General features: G+C 65.3%; 12 protein-coding genes. 2 read left to right on the forward strand and 10 right to left on the reverse strand.

Going from position 1 to position 14,731, the window contains the following annotated elements; translation table 11 throughout:
* Position 1: 1 nt before the first annotated feature.
* From CLU91_RS12540 to CLU91_RS12555, 4 genes are read right to left on the reverse strand one after another with little or no spacing between them, the layout of a single operon-like run.
* The gene (locus CLU91_RS12540; protein ID WP_034746695.1) at positions 2 to 967 is read right to left on the reverse strand and encodes an aspartate carbamoyltransferase catalytic subunit; all 966 of its coding nucleotides are present in this window, start codon (positions 965 to 967) and stop codon (positions 2 to 4) included.
* Positions 960 to 1,484, reverse strand: a complete 525-nt coding sequence (gene pyrR / locus CLU91_RS12545; protein ID WP_100874429.1) for a bifunctional pyr operon transcriptional regulator/uracil phosphoribosyltransferase PyrR — start codon at positions 1,482 to 1,484, stop codon at positions 960 to 962. Before pyrR ends, CLU91_RS12540 begins: the two co-directional genes overlap by 8 nt.
* Positions 1,485 to 1,523: 39 nt before the next feature.
* The gene (ruvX, locus tag CLU91_RS12550; RefSeq protein WP_232730726.1) at positions 1,524 to 1,922 is read right to left on the reverse strand and encodes a Holliday junction resolvase RuvX; all 399 of its coding nucleotides are present in this window, start codon (positions 1,920 to 1,922) and stop codon (positions 1,524 to 1,526) included.
* A complete protein-coding gene (locus CLU91_RS12555) occupies positions 1,919 to 2,521 on the reverse strand; it encodes a YqgE/AlgH family protein (RefSeq protein ID WP_099762174.1) in 603 nt (200 codons plus the stop codon). The genes ruvX and CLU91_RS12555 overlap by 4 nt, the downstream gene beginning before the upstream one ends.
* Before the next feature lie 386 nt (positions 2,522 to 2,907).
* Between CLU91_RS12555 and CLU91_RS12560 the strand changes: the two genes are divergently transcribed.
* Positions 2,908 to 4,371, forward strand: coding sequence for a cryptochrome/photolyase family protein (locus tag CLU91_RS12560; protein ID WP_100874430.1), 1,464 nt, complete (start codon positions 2,908 to 2,910; stop codon positions 4,369 to 4,371).
* Positions 4,372 to 4,522: 151 nt separating this feature from the next.
* On the opposite strand, the gene CLU91_RS12565 is transcribed toward CLU91_RS12560, so the two are convergent.
* From CLU91_RS12565 to CLU91_RS12590, 6 genes are all read right to left on the reverse strand, one after another.
* Positions 4,523 to 9,808: a hybrid sensor histidine kinase/response regulator gene (locus CLU91_RS12565; protein ID WP_100874431.1), complete on the reverse strand. Its 5,286-nt coding sequence runs from the start codon at positions 9,806 to 9,808 to the stop codon at positions 4,523 to 4,525.
* A gap of 40 nt (positions 9,809 to 9,848) precedes the next feature.
* Positions 9,849 to 12,059 carry a methyl-accepting chemotaxis protein gene (locus CLU91_RS12570; RefSeq protein WP_100874432.1) on the reverse strand — a complete coding sequence of 737 codons (2,211 nt, stop codon included), beginning with the start codon at positions 12,057 to 12,059 and terminating at the stop codon, positions 9,849 to 9,851.
* A complete protein-coding gene (locus CLU91_RS12575; protein ID WP_332870891.1) occupies positions 12,059 to 12,676 on the reverse strand; it encodes a chemotaxis protein CheW in 618 nt (205 codons plus the stop codon). The genes CLU91_RS12570 and CLU91_RS12575 overlap by 1 nt, the downstream gene beginning before the upstream one ends.
* 26 nt (positions 12,677 to 12,702) lie before the next feature.
* Entirely contained in the window at positions 12,703 to 13,068 is a 366-nt protein-coding gene (locus tag CLU91_RS12580) for a response regulator transcription factor (protein ID WP_034746677.1), read from the reverse strand.
* A gap of 34 nt (positions 13,069 to 13,102) precedes the next feature.
* Entirely contained in the window at positions 13,103 to 13,525 is a 423-nt protein-coding gene (locus CLU91_RS12585) for a response regulator (protein WP_100874434.1), read from the reverse strand.
* A gap of 99 nt (positions 13,526 to 13,624) precedes the next feature.
* Positions 13,625 to 13,777, reverse strand: a complete 153-nt coding sequence (locus tag CLU91_RS12590; protein ID WP_038488910.1) for a rubredoxin — start codon at positions 13,775 to 13,777, stop codon at positions 13,625 to 13,627.
* Between the two features lie 96 nt (positions 13,778 to 13,873).
* Between CLU91_RS12590 and thiD the strand changes: the two genes are divergently transcribed.
* A complete protein-coding gene (gene thiD, locus CLU91_RS12595) occupies positions 13,874 to 14,731 on the forward strand; it encodes a bifunctional hydroxymethylpyrimidine kinase/phosphomethylpyrimidine kinase (RefSeq protein ID WP_100874435.1) in 858 nt (285 codons plus the stop codon).

Raw genomic sequence — 14,731 nt, forward strand, 5'->3', positions numbered from 1 at the left:
ATCAGCCCTGATTACCAGCCAAAATACTCATCACCGCCATGCGCACGGCGATACCGAAGGTCACCTGCGGCAGGATCACCGCCTGCGGACCGTCGGCCACGGCCGAATCGATTTCCACGCCGCGGTTCATCGGGCCCGGATGCATGACGATGGCGTCCGGTTTCGCCAGCGCCAGGCGCTCGGGCGTCAGGCCATAGCTCTTGAAATATTCCTGCGCCGATGGCAGCAGCGCGCCGCTCATGCGTTCATTCTGCAGGCGCAGCATGATGATTACGTCCACGCCTTTCAAGCCTTCATCCATGTTGGTGAAGGTGCGCACGCCCATCTGTTCCAGGCCGCCCGGCAGCAAAGTGTGCGGGCCGATGGCGCGCACTTCCGGCACGCCCAGGGTGGTCAGCGCGTGGATGTCGGAACGGGCCACGCGGCTGTGCAGGATGTCGCCCACGATGGCCACCGTCAGGTTGGTGAAATCCTTCTTGTAGTGGCGGATCGTGTACATGTCGAGCAAGCCCTGGGTCGGGTGCGCGTGGCGTCCGTCGCCCGCGTTGACGACGTGGACGTGCGGCTGCTTCGTGTCGATCAGGTGCTTGGCGATCAGGTAGGGCGCGCCCGACTGCGCGTGGCGCACGACGAACATATCGGCATGCATGGCCGACAGGTTGTCGATGGTGTCGAGCAGGGACTCGCCCTTGCTGGCCGACGAGGCCTGGATATTGAGGTTGATGACGTCGGCCGACAATCTTTTTGATGCGATCTCGAAGGTGGTGCGGGTGCGCGTGGAGTTTTCAAAGAACAGATTGAAAACGCTCTTGCCGCGCATCAGCGGCACCTTTTTCACGTCGCGGTCGGAAATGCCGACGAACGAGGAAGCCGTGTCGAGGATGTGGTTGACGATAGACTTCGGCAGGCCTTCAATCGTCAGCAGATGTTGCAGTTCGCCGTGTTTATTCAGTTGCGGATTAAGCATGGTGGGTATCTAGGGTGAGCGTGAATTTTCCATCGTCGGCTTGCTTCAGGACCAGGGCCTGGCCCGCCGGCACGGCAGTGAAGGCGGCCACGAAATCGGCGGCCACCGGCAGCTGGCGCTCGCCGCGGTCGACCAGGGCGGCCAGCATGATCTTGGCCGGACGGCCATAGTCGAACAATTCATTGATGGCCGCGCGCGTGGTGCGGCCCGTGTACAGCACGTCGTCGACCAGCAGGATGGTGGCGCCGGCCACGTCAAAGCTGATTTGCGTCGGCTTGACGTCGGCATGCAGGCCTTTCTGGGCAAAGTCGTCACGGTAGAACGACACGTCGAGCACGCCCAGGCGGTCCGGCAGGTTCAGGTCGCGCGCCAGGCGTTCGGCCAGCCAGGCGCCGCCCGAATGGATGCCGACGATGGCCACGTTGGGGATGCCCGCCAGGCCGCTCTGCACCTGCTGCAGCAAGACCGCGTACAGGGCCTCGGCGTCGAGTTGGGAAGGATTCGTAGGATGCGGCATAGAGTTCTTAATCATTCAGGGAGGGAGTCTAAGGTCAGATTAATAATTCGCGTCGAAATACTGTTGCAGGATGATGGCGGCGGCGCGGTCATCGATGACTTCGCCGCGCTTGGCGGCGATGACGGCCGAGGAATAACGTTCGTCGACCAGTTCCACCGGCAGGTTGAAGCGGCCATGCACCTGGTTGGCGAAACGGCGGCAACGCGCGCTCATCTCGTGTTCGGTGCCATCCGGGTGGCTGGGCAAGCCCACCACGATGCGGCTCGCGCCCCACTCCTTGATCAGGCTATCAATGGCGGCAAACTTCGGCTCATTTGCCGTGGCCGTGATCACGCTGAGCGGCTTGGCCTGGCAAATCATGCTATTGCCGATGGCCACGCCGATGCGTTTCAAGCCGAAATCGAAGGCAAGGATGGTGTCGATGGCGTCACCGCTCATGCGTGTCCGGCTTCCGATGCCAGCATGAGAGGGTCGATACCGAGCAATTTGATGGCCGCCACGTAGCGCTGCTCGATGGGGAAGTCGAACAGGATGTCGGCCGAGGCGCCTACCGTCAGCCAGCCGTTGCGGCCGATCTCGTCTTCCAGCTGGCCCGGGCTCCAGCCCGAATAGCCGATCGACACCAGCATGCGCTCGGGACCATCGCCCTTGGCGACGGCTTCGAGCACGTCGATCGAGGTGGTAAACGCGATTTCATCGGTCACCGTCAGCGACGAGGAATAGTGCGCGCCCGGCGTATGCAGCACGAAGCCGCGGTCGTCCTGCACGGGGCCGCCGAACATGATCGGTTCATTGATGATGGGCGTGTCGCTGCCGGCCGCCAGTTTCAGGTCGATGCGGTCGAACAGCACTTCCATGGTCATGTCGGTGGGTTTGTTGATGACGACGCCCAGCACGCCGTTTTCATTGTGCTCGCAGACGTACACGACCGTGCCGCCGAAGACCGGATCTTGCATGGCCGGCATCGCGATCAGGAAATGGTTGGCCAGATTCAAGGTGGAGGAACCGGTCGCGGCCGGTTCTCCCACACCCTGCATCAAACGATGTCCTGGTAGAGTCTGGTCAATTTTACTCTTTTTCATACGCGATGCTCTCTCTGTGGGCTTGCTGGCAAGTCTCGCTTACCCCGCTATCGTACGCCTGGCGCAAGCTGCCGCGAATGCTGGGCGGCGCGCACCGTGGTGCCAGGCGTTATTCTTGTTATGTTATAAATTAATGATCAATTTGCCATGCTTGCAGGCGCATTTCAATGCCAATTGTAAAATTGATTGCACAATCGCTGTCGCACATAAACCACCACGAACATACCCGCTAGTTTACACTGAATTGCCGTCGCAGCGACGCCAAAGGCACGACGCGCGCGGCCATAAAGCTCCGTTGGCGGCAAAAAATCGCCTATCTTTGACCCTGAACACGCAAAATAATGACAATCAAGACTTCCCTGGTGTGGTTCCGGCGCGATCTGCGCGCATTTGACCATGCTGCATTGCATCACGCCCTGCGCCAGAGCCAGGCCGTGCATTGTGTCTTCGTCTACGACACGGCCATCCTGGCAGCGCTGCCGCGCCGCGACCGGCGGGTCGATTTCATCCATGCCAGCGTGGCCGAACTGGCCGGCGAGCTGCGCCAGCTCGGTGGCGACCTGATCGTGCTGCACGGGGACGCGGCCGAAGCCATCCCGCGCCTGGCCGCCGAGCTGAACGCCGACGCCGTGTTTGCCAACCACGACTACGAACCGCAAGCGATCGCCCGCGACGCCACCGTGGCCGCCGCGCTCACGCGCGACGCGCGCCTGTGGTTCAGCTTCAAGGACCAGGTCATCTTTGAAAAGGACGAAGTGCTGACGCTTTCGGCCAGGCCGTACACCGTCTACACGCCGTACAAGAATGCCTGGCTGAAGAAAATGCGCGCCGAACCCGGCTGCCTGGCGCCGCTCGACATCGAACCGCACGCGGCCAGCCTGGCGCCGCCGCGCGCCAGCACGCCGGCCGCCTTGCCCACTTTGGGCGAGCTCGGTTTCGAGGCCAGCAACCTGGCCGAACTGGCCATTCCCACCGGCATGTCGGGCGCCAGCACGCTGTTCGAGGATTTCCTGCCGCGCGTGGCCCGCTATGACGTGGCGCGCGATTTTCCTGCCATGAAGGGGCCGTCATATCTGTCCATGCATCTGCGCTTCGGCACCGTGTCGCTGCGCTACCTGGTGCGCACCATCGTCGACCTGATGGACCGGGGCGGTGGCGGCGACGGCGCACCCGTGTGGCTGGCCGAACTGATCTGGCGCGATTTCTACGCCATGATTTTGTACCAGAATCCGCATGTGGAAGGCGGCGCCTTCAAGCCGGCCTACGACGCCATCGCCTGGGAAACAGGAGCCGAGGCCGATGCCGCCTTTGCCGCCTGGTGCGAGGGACGCACCGGCTATCCGCTGGTGGACGCGGCCATGGCACAGCTGAACCAGACGGGCTATATGCACAACCGCCTGCGCATGGTCACGGCCTGCTTTTTGATCAAGGATCTGGGCATCGACTGGCGCCGCGGCGAAGCGTATTTCGCGCTGCACCTGAATGACTTCGACCTGGCATCGAACAACGGCGGCTGGCAATGGGCTTCGTCCTCCGGCTGCGACGCGCAACCCTACTTCCGCATCTTCAACCCCATCACGCAATCGGAAAAATTCGATGCCGGCGGACGCTTCATCCGCCGCTACCTGCCACAGCTGAAGGCGCTGGGCGACAAGGAAATCCACGCGCCCTGGCTGGTGCCGCGCATGCTGCTCGAACAAAAAAACATCACACTGGGACGCGATTATCCGGAACCGCTGGTGCAGCACGACGAGGCGCGCAAGGAGACCCTGGAGCGCTATGCCGTGGTGAAGGTGGTGGCGTAATCAGGTAATTGATTGGCATTACGGTGATGTCGGGTTACGCGCTGCGCGCTAACCCGACCTGCCCGACATGCGCCGTCAGTCAACAGGCGTAGGTCGGATTAGCGGGGCAAGGCCCCGCGTAATCCGACAACATTGTTGGCGTTGGCGCCGGTTACGCCACTCCACCGCTCAACAACCGCCCCACCTCCGCCAGCAACTCCTCCTCCTGGAACGGCTTGCCGAAATACGCATTGACGCCCAGCTCGAACGCGTGCGCACGGTGCTTGTCGGCGCTGCGCGAGGTAATCATGATGACGGGGATGGCGCGCGTCTTGTCGTCGCTGCGCACATTGCGCGTCAAATCAAAACCATCCATGCGCGGCATTTCCACGTCGACCAGCAGCACGGCCGGCATGGCGGCCGGTTCCAGCGCATGCAGCTGCTCCAGCGCATCGAGGCCATCCTTGGCCAGCAGCACCTGATAGCCTTCGCGCTCGAACAACCGCTGCATCACGCGGCGCACCGTCAGCGAATCGTCGACCACCATCACGCGCACGGCCGGCACGGCCAGTGCGCTGGAGGCGGCATGCTGCTCGCTGCTGGCCAGCGCGTATTGCGACAGCAGTTCCGGATGGTGTTCCAGGTGCTGCGCCAGCGCCACCGGATTGAGGATCAGCACAATGTCGCCCGTGCCCAGCACCGTGGCGCCGGCGATGCCCGGCATGCGCGCCAGTTGCGGACCCACGTGCTTGACCACGACTTCGCGGTTGCCCACCACGTCGTCGACTTGCAGCGCCAGCCTATCATTGCCATTCCGGAGCAGCAGCACGGGCGCATGACGCTGCGTAGCTTGCGCGGCCGGCGTCTCGCCCAGCATGGCCGACAGGTGGTGCAGCGCCAGCGACTGTCCGTGCGACTCGATGCGCCCGGCCGCCCGCACTTGTTCCAATTGTTCGCCTTTCAGGTGCAGCACCTGCTCCACCAGCACCGATGGCAAGGCATACGTCTTGCCGTTCGCCGCCAGCAGCACCACTTGTGTCACGGCCAGGGTCAGCGGCAAGTGAATGGTAAAACGCAGGCCCTGGCCGGCCTGCGTCAGTGTTTCCACACGCCCGCCCAGGGCCAGCGCTTCGGAGCGCACGATGTCCATGCCAAAACCGCGCCCTGCCAGTTCCGTCAGGCTGTCGGCGGTGGAAAAACCGGGTGTGAAAATCAGTTCGGCCGCCTGCGCGTCGCTCAATGGCGCGTCCGTCGCCACCAGGCCCGCGCCGTGCGCCTTGGCGCGGATGCGTTCCAGGTCCAGCCCCGCGCCATCGTCGGAAAAGGCGATCGCCACTTCATTGCCCTGCTGGCTGACCTGCACCAGCAGCTCGCCCGTCTCGCTCTTGCCCGCAGCCAGGCGCGCCTCGCGCGGCTCGACGCCGTGCACGATGGCGTTGCGCAGCAGGTGCTCAAACGGTGCGGCCATGCGTTCGAGCACGCTGCGGTCGATTTCCACGCCACCGCCGCGGATATCGAGGTTGACGCGCTTGTCGACTTCCTTGGCGCTTTGCCGCGCCACGCGGAACAGCCGTTCGGCGATGCTGGCAAACGGCACCATGCGGATCTGCATCAGGTCGCGCTGCAGCTCGCGCGTCAGGCGCGCCTGCAGCACCAGGTCGTCCGTCACCGCGTCGACGCTGAGGCTGAGGTTTTCATGGAACGAGGCCACGTCGTTGACGCTTTCGGCCATCATGCGCGTGAGTTCCTGCAGGCGTGTAAAGCGGTCGAATTCGAGCGGGTCGAATTCGCGCTCGCTGCCGACGGCCATGCGCGAGGCGATCTGCGATTCGGCCTGCATTTCCACTTCGCGCAGCTGGCGCCGCAGGCGCGCCAGGTTGTCGGAAAATTCGGATAGCGAGGCGCCCAGCACGCCCACTTCATTTTCCATTTTGGAGCGCGTGATCGACACTTCGCCGGCCTGGTTCACCAGGCGGTCGAGGATATCGGCACGCACGCGCACCAGCGCCGCCTTCGGTTCGGCGGCCGGCGTGTCTTCCATGCCCGGCAAGGGCAGCAAGGGCTGCTGCAGCTGCTCGAACAGGTGCAGCGCATGGTCATAATGGGCCAGCAATTCCTCGAAGGCCTGCGGCGTGGCCGTGCCCGCGTGCAGCATGTTTTCGATATGCGTCTCGATTTCATGCGCATGCTGGCCCAGGCGCATGGCGCCGGCCATGCGCGCGCTGCCCTTGACCGTATGCAGGGTGCGCAGCAGCATCTGCGCCTGGCCGCTGTCGTGCGGCTGCTGCTGCCAGCTGCGCAGCGCCTCGCCGATCCGCGGCAGCAGGTCTGCGCCCTCTTCCAGGAAGACGGACAATAAATCAAGGTCGAGTTCATCGCTGATGCCGGCGCTGGCCGCCAGCAGCGCGGCCGCATCGGCCGGCATGATGGCGGGCACCGGCGCTTCCGGCGCCGCGTGTTCCAGCGGCGGTGCGTGTTCAAAACCGGCGTCGAACAGGTCGTCGCTGGCGCCCGTGTCCTGCGCCGGCGCCGGCACCGGCACCGGCAATTCGGCAGCCTCCGGCTGCAGCGCGTCGGCGACGATGCTCGCATACGTCGCTTCGAACAGGGTCTCGAGCTGCGGCAGCGGGACTTCAGCGACCGGCTCGGCGGGCTGCTCCGGCGCACCGACGATGCTGGCGTAAGCGGCCGCGAACAGGGCGTCGAGCCGCTCTTCCTGGCTCTCGCCGGGCGACGCCGTCAGGGCGCGCCACAGAGTATTGAGCGCTTCGATCATGTCCGGCTGCGTGGGCGCCAGGTCGCCCAGGGCAAACGCCTGCAGCATTTGCCCGATGCGCTGCGTGGCTTGCTCCAGCACGTCGTGCTGTTCCGCGCGCAGGCCGGCCAGCGGCGGCACCACCGTTTCAATCACCGTTTCGAGCGCATGCGCCAGGTCGCGCAGGGAATGAAAGCCGACCGTGCCCGACGTCCCCGCCAGGGTATGCACGGCTTGCAGTGCCTCCGCGCTGACGGCACGCTGTTCATGGCGCCATTCGCCGAAGTCGCGCGTCAGCACGCGCAGCAATTCATCCGTCTCGGCCAGGTAGATGTTGTACAAGGGCAGGCTGATGCGCAGTTCACCCACATGCTTGAGGTGATCGTCAGGCGCTTCGTGCAGCGCGGGCGCCGTGGCCAGGGGAAGTCCGATCACATTGCCGTTGCTGGCCATGGGCGCGGCCGATGCCGGGCGAGGCTTGCGCAGTTCGAACGGTCCGCCTTCGCGCACGCGCTCGGCCGCCGCCAGCAGCATGCCGGCCTCGCGCTCGCGCCCCGCGCCGCCTTCCAGCTCGGCCACCCATTCGCTGAGCTGGTACCAGCCGTAATTCAGCAGGGTAAACAGATCATCGCTGACGGGGCGCGCCTCGGCCAGCCAGGTATTCATGACGCGCTCGATGGCGCCGGCCGCCTCGGCAAACTGCGCCAGGCCGATCATGCGGCTGCTGCCTTTCAGGGTGTGGAATGAGCGGCGCAGCATGGCCAGGTGGTCGCCGCTGGCGGCCTGCTCGCGCGGCAGGGCCAGCGTGGAGTCGACGAAGGCCAGCACTTCGCGCGCTTCGGCAATGAAGATGTCGAGCATCTCCGCGTCGACATCGGTCGCGGCCGGCGCGGCATCGACTCCGGCTGGCGCGGCCGGCGCCAAAGCCTGGTCGAGCAAGGGCACGGGCACGGCGCCGGCGGCGGCGACTTTTTCAAATGGCAGCGCGCGGAAGGTGCCGGCGGCCGCATCGAAATGGAAACGCCCGCTGGCCGCTTGCGCGTTGCGGCCCAGCATATCGACAAAAAATCCCAGCGCGCTGACATTTTGCGCGATCTCGTCGAGCGCCTCCGCATGGGCTTCCGCCTTGTCGTCGCCAGCGGCCAGCTGCCGCACGGCCGCATCGACCTGCAGCACGGCGGCGCGCGCGTCTTCCTGTCCCAGCCCGGCCAGCTGCTGCTGCAACTGTTCCAGCACGGGGGCGACGCCGTCGAGAGTTCCCGTCCCCGCCCCCGCCGCATCCGCGTAATACGCATTGAGCATCTTTTCCACTTGGCGCAGGCCCGTCTTCATGTCCTCGGCCAGCGCGGCGACGGTCTGGCCCTGCTCGATCTGGCGCGACAGCTCACCGGCCGTGACGGGCGGCGGCGCTTCGCCAGCGAGCAGCGCCTGCAGGCGCGCGGCGATGGTTTCCGCATTGCCGGCAAAATCGTCGGGCAGCCGGCGCACCTGCTCCAGTCCCGTGTCGGCAAACAGCAGCGCCATGCCGATTTCATTTTCCAGCGCCGCGCTGCGCCCGCTGGCCACGGCTTGCCGCGCCACGGCCGCGCATTCGCGCAGCAGGCTGGCCAGGGCGGGCTGCTTCAAGGTCTCCACATGCGCCGCCACCTCTTGCAGCGACTCGTCAAAGTCCGTGCTCAGTGCCGGATCGAGATCGGCCTGCGCCAGACGGCTCCAGCTGGCGCGCGCCTGCGCCAGGGCAGTGCGTGCGCCGTGCAAGGCTTCCTGGTCGACCTGGCCGTAGCGCCGCGTTTCCACGTCGGCGGGCAGCATGCCTTCCAGCGCGAAGGCGGCACGCAGCTGGCGTGCCTCAGATGTGGGCTCGGCGGCGGCGGCGATGAAGTACAGGGCGTCGCGCAGCATCGCTTCGGGCAGGCTGGCCGTGCCCTGTGCCAGGCGGCGCAATTGCAGGTTGATCAGCCCAAACAGCTGCTTGACGTTGCGCGTGCCCATGCCCTCGCCGCTGGCCGCCAGTCCCGCAAACGCCTGCATGGCGAACCAGAAGGTGCGTGCCGGCGCTTCCTGCTGCGCATCGGCCACCAGGGTCAGGGTGGCGTGCAAATCGCCCGCATGCTGGCGCCGCGCGGCGTCATCCTGCGCCTTCAGGAACGGTAGCAAAGACTTTTCAAAGCGGCCGCGCCAGGCCGGGTAATCGGCCGCCGGGGGCGCGTCCGCCAGCGCGATGGCATGCCCTTCCAGCATCGACGCAGGCGGAAAAAACAGGTCGGCCGGGTGGATGCGCTCGGCGCCCAGCATGCTTTGCAGGTCGCGGTAATAGGGGAACAAACGCACCGGCTGCGGCGGCGTGCCGGCCACCAGGTCTTCCAGGTATTCGCTCAAGGCCTGATACAGTCCGGCGACGACTTGCGCATGGTCGAGCGTGTATTCGAGGCTGCCGTCGCGAAAACGCGCCAGCGCCTGTTCCGCGCCATCCGTCAGCAGGCTGGCGCCGGCCACGTCCACCATCACCAGCGCGCCATGCGCCTGGTGCAGGTGCGAGCGTGCATGCTGCAGTGCCGTGGCGCGTTCCTCGCGCTGGCGGCCACCGGCTTCAAACAGCGCCGTTTTCGAGCGGCCCAGCGCTTCGCGGATTTCCACCATCACCCACGACAAGGGCTCGCTGTCGAACGGCTTGGACTGCTGCGGACTATCTGGTGTGCTCATGCATGCCTCGGTAAGGAAATCGCCTGGACTGGCGCGGCGTTCAGGCGGCGACGCGGAAGCGCGACACCGAGTTTTTCAGTTCCTGCGCCAGCATCGACAACTTGTGGATCGACTGCGCTGTTTGCTGCGTGCCATCCTGGGTTTGCTCCGTCACGCTCAGGATATGCTGGATATTCAGGGCCACGCCGCTGGCCGAACCGGCCTGCGTGCCGGTGGCGAACGAGATGCCCTGGATCAGTTCAGCCAGGTGTTTCGACACCTGGCTGATGTCGTTCAAGGCAGCGCCGGCCGCGTCGGACAGGTGTGCGCCCTCGACCACGCCCTGCGTGGATTTCTCCATCGCCCGCGTCGCATCCTGGGTATCGGCCTGAATGGTGCGCACCAGCGCGCCGATCTGCTTGGCGGCGGCGGCCGAGCGTTCGGCCAGGCGCTGCACTTCCTCGGCGACGACGGAAAAGCCGCGCCCCGCCTCGCCGGCCGATGCAGCCTGAATGGCGGCGTTCAGCGCCAGCACGTTGGTCTGCTCGGTGATGTCGGAAATGAGCTCGGTGATTTCGCCGATTTCCTGCGACGATTCGCCCAGGCGCTTGATGCGCTTGGAGGTATCCTGGATTTGCTCGCGGATTTCATGCATGCCCTTGATGGCGTTTTCCACCGCCGTCGAACCCTGCTGCGCCGCCGCCACCGACTGGCGCGCCACGTCGGCCGAGACACTGGCCGACTTCGACACGTCGGTAATCGCATTGGCCATCTTGACCACGGTGGCGCTGACGTCCTGGATTTCGCGCGACTGCTGCTGCGACGCGATCAGCAGCTTGCTGGAGATGCTTTGCGCCTGCGTCGAGGCGCGGTTGACCTGTTCGGCCGTCGCCGTCACCCTGCCCACCAGGCCGCGCAATTCCTCGACCGTATAGTTGACGGAATCGGCGATGGCGCCCGTGATGTCTTCCGACACGGTAGCCTGCACCGTCAGGTCGCCGTCGGCGACCTTCTGCAATTCGTTCATCAGGCGCAGGATGGCCGCCTGGTTCTGCTCATTCCTGGCCTTCGCCTCTTCCTCTTTTTCCTGCGACTGCAGGCGCCGGATTTCCGCTTCCTGGCGCCGCCGCTCGGCGTCGCGCGTGCGGTTGACGGAGTCCTGCAGCAGCACCCTGCCGATGCCGGCCGCCGCGATCAGGGTCAGCAACACGCCGCCGACCATCATCCAGAAGGCCATGCCCAGCGTTTCCTGGTTCACGTGGTACATCTGCTGCAGCAGGGTCAGACGCTGGCGCAAATCTTCGTTCTCGTTGAAGATCAGCTGTTCGGCGCTTTTCGCCGAACTGAATTTATCCAGACGGTCGAGTATCGACGACACCAGCTTCTGGTAATTATCAAAACTGGCTTTCAGCGCCACCAGCCGGTCGCGCAGTTCGGCGTCGCGCGTGGGCGCCAGTTGCAGCGCCACGCTGCCGTTGAGCAGGCCTTCGACGGCGGTGCGGAAATACGTCGTGTCGCGCCCCAGCGAAAATGCCGTTTCCGAGCTGATGCTGCCCGACGACAGGAACTCGCTGGCACTGCGGCTCATGCGCTGGCTCAGCATCATCAGGCGGCCGATGACGGCCAGATCGCGCGCGTTGCCGCCGCGCTGCACCTTCAGGGCCGCGATTTCCTCGGTCTGCGCCAGCAGTGCCGGCGACAGCGCGTTCAATTGCTGCAAGGTCTTGTCGAATTCACCGAGCTCCGTTTTCAGGCGCAGGATGGTGCTGGCCGCGCGGTCGCTGCTGGCCCACTTCTTGCGCGCGTCGGCTACCGCCGCCAGCAGGCCGGAACGCGACTCGCCGATATCGCGGCCGTGATACGTCCCGCCGCGCAGCATCAGGCGGAAATCCTGGTTCAGTTCATTGCGGCTTTCCTCGAGCTGGCGGAACGCTTCCGGATTGCCTTGCACGGCGTTCGGCGCGGCCTTGCCGATGCGCTGCGAATGCATCAGCGCGTCGCTGGCCAGTTGCGTCTGCGCCGAGGCGATGTTGCCGCTGCGCGTGTTGAGGCCGACGAACAGCAGGCTGGCGGCCAGGCTCAGGGCCATCACCGTCGAGAGAATGCTCAGCTGCTTTTGCAGCGGCAAATGGCCGATCAGCGGCAGTTTCCAGTCCCCGGCCGGGGCGCTGGCCAGCGACTTGCGCCGTCCCAGCGCGTCGCGCAGGCGCAGCGGCAGGTCGGCCGCCGCTTCGGGCATGCCGGCCGCCAGGATGGGGGAATGGGCGCCCATCAGCAAATGTCCTTGTGCTCGGCCAAGCCGCCAAAACCGGCGTCGAGGAAGCGTTCCGATTGCGCCAGCTGCGCCAGGTCCAGGCGCAGCCACTGCTGCCCTTCGCTGTCGCGCAGCGTTTGCGCGGCCCACGACGGGAGCACACCCCGCGCCGCATCGGGCACGGAAACGGCCTGCATCGCGCGCAGCTGGCGCAAGCCCAGCACGCGCTCGACCAGCAGGGCGCAATTGAGGCCCAGGCGCGGAGAAAAAGTGATGATGCGGCAGTGACTGCCCGGCGCGCAAGCCGGTTCGCCCATGTAGCGGGCCAGGTCGACGACCGCCGTCAGGCGTCCGCGCAGGGCCGCCAGGCCCAGGTACCAGTCCTGCGCCAGCGGCACGCCCTGGATCTGCACCCCGGCAGCGATGACGATTTCACCGAGCTGCGTCAGGTCGAGCAGGCACGGCTGGCCACCGAGCATCACGCCCAATTCCTTGCGCGCCGCCAGCGCGCCGCTGCGCGCGGCCTGTATCCGCTCGATCAATTGCAGCTGATACTGGCGCAAGCGCCCCTGCCGCGCGCCCGTCTCGAACGATGGCATGGCGGCAGCGGCAGGCGCAAAAGCCGCGGTGGACACGCCGTTACCTGGCATCGTGTGCATGCTCAGGAAAGCGCGGCGATCTTGGCCAGCAGCTCGGCTTCGACCACCGGCTTGACCAGGTAATCGCGCGCGCCCTGGCGCAAGCCCCAGATGCGGTCCGTTTCCTGGCTCTTGCTGGAGCAGATAATCACCGGCACGTCCTGCAGTTCGGGATCGCGGGCAATGGCGCGCGTGATCTGGAAGCCATTCGCACCGGGCATCACCACGTCCATCAGGATCAGGTCGGGCCTGGCCTGCTTCAGTTGCGCCAGTGCGTCGGCGCCGTCCTGCGCCGTCAACACGGCATAACCGGCACGCACCAGCATCTCGCTCAGGTAGTAGCGTTCTGTCGGCGAGTCATCGACGATCAGAATTGTGTGTATGGCCATCTGCTTCCTTGCTGCGTTGTCAATCAATAAATCACTACTCAAAATGCCTGGCCAGGTGCAGCCGCACGGCCTCCAGCAGCGCCTCGCGCGCCAGCGGCTTGGCCAGGCAGGCACTGGCGCCTGCCATGGCGCCGCGCGCGCGGTCGAACAAGCCCTCCTTCGACGACAGCATCAGCACCGGCGTGGCGTGATGCGCCGCACTGGCCTTGATCAGCGCACAGGTGCGGTAGCCGTCCAGGCGCGGCATCACGATGTCGCACACGATCAGCGCCGGCAGGCAATCGGCGATCTTGGCCAGGGCCTCGAAGCCGTTTTCCGCCACCACCACGCGATAACCGGCCTCGCCGAGGATCTTCGCGGCCGCGCTGCGTATCGTCGCGCTGTCGTCGATGACGAGGATCGTGGCGCTGGCGCCCGCGGCATCGGACGGTGCCTCGGGCAAAAAGGGTCGCGTCATGTGATTATTCGACAATCTTTCATACCATAGCACAGGCATGCCGCGATTTCAGGGGCGGCAGCGGCGTGCTTGCGCATCATGCTTGCGCATCATGCTTGATTAAATGGCCACCATCTCGAAATCATCCTTGCGCGCGCCGCATTCAGGACAGGTCCAGTTCATCGGAACATCGGCCCAACGCGTGCCGGGAGCGATGTCTTCGTCGGGCAGACCGGCCGCTTCATCATAAACCCAGCCGCAAATAAGACACATCCACGTTTGGAATTGCTGCGTTGTTTCGTTGCTACTCACGTTCTGCCACCCTTCAATCAAGTAAAATGCTGAATTAGGTATCTTAATCTACCCGCCGTGCAAAACCAAACTTCTCCCCTCATATTAAGCTTCGGCGTGTCCGATCCGGTCGGCGCGATCGGCATCCAGGCCGACCTGGCCACCTTTTCAGCCTTCGGCTGCCATGGCCTGTCGGTCACCACGGGCCTGTTGATCAGCGATACGGCGCGCGTGGAAGACGTGCAGGCGGTTGATCCGGACTGGGTTTCCGACCAGGCGCGCGTGCTGCTCGAAGACATGTCCGTGGCCGCCATCAAGATCGGCGCGCTGGGCAGCGTGGAAAACGTCACGGCCATCGCCGAAATCGTCTCCGACTATCCGAACGTGCCGCTGATCCTCGATCCCTTCATTTCGGCGCTGCCGGAACAGGGCATGGACGACGAAGACATCCTCACGGCCGTGCGCCAGCTGCTGATCCCGCAAACGACCTTGCTGGTGCTCTCGCCGGTGGAACTGGAGCGCCTGGCCGAGACCTGGCGCGACGCCGACCCGGACGACACGCTGCAAAACGATGTCGACTACCTGGTGGCGCTGGGCTGCGAATACGTGCTCGTCACCGGCATGCCGGCCGACGCCAGCAAGTCCGGCACGGGTGAAGGCAAGCTGCGCGCCAATACCCTGTTCGGCGAGGACGGCGTGGTGCGCCACGACGTATGGCAGCACCTGCCGGGCATCTTCAACGGCGCCGGCAGCACCCTGTCGGCCGCGGCCACCGCCCTGCTGGCCCTGGCGGAAAACGAAGACGATGTGCCGCAGGTGGTCGTGGCGGCGCAGGAATTTACCACCGGCGCGCTGGCCCACGCGCAGCGCCACGGCATGGGCAAGCTGGTGCCGAACCGGCTGTTCCGGCAGCAGCGCCAGCGCGGCGGCCAATAA

This window comes from Janthinobacterium sp. 64 (assembly GCF_002813325.1).
Taxonomy (GTDB): Bacteria; Pseudomonadota; Gammaproteobacteria; order Burkholderiales; family Burkholderiaceae_D; genus Janthinobacterium.